Genomic DNA, 321 nt, shown 5'->3' on the forward strand with positions numbered 1-321 from the left:
ACCGCCTCGCCCGCATCCGGGTCGACTACATCCAGCTTGCCGCCGGTGGTCAGAGTCACATCTTCTTTGACCGTGCCAGCATCGGCATCCGGCGTTGACGGGGTGACTACCGCGCCGTCATCGCTGCCGTTAATCGTCACGGTCACGGTGTGCTCGGTACCATCCGCGGTGGTCACAGTGAACTCACGGCTCAGCGGCTCACTCGCCTCAGTCAGCGCCTGCACTTCCGCCGAGTCGTTGTTCAGCTCATACGTCCAGTTACCGTCGCTGTCGATCGTGAAGGTACCGTAGTTCTCATCGGTCACGGTTTCAGCATCAAAG

The 321-nt window shown here is 60.7% G+C and carries 1 protein-coding gene; it reads right to left on the bottom strand.

The window, feature by feature from the left end; translation table 11 throughout:
• Positions 1 to 321 (bottom strand): VCBS domain-containing protein (locus MD588_RS25975; RefSeq protein WP_265700840.1); only part of this gene is annotated, 321 nt, incomplete at both ends.

This window comes from Photobacterium obscurum, assembly GCF_026191635.1.
Taxonomy (GTDB): Bacteria; Pseudomonadota; Gammaproteobacteria; order Enterobacterales; family Vibrionaceae; genus Photobacterium; species Photobacterium obscurum.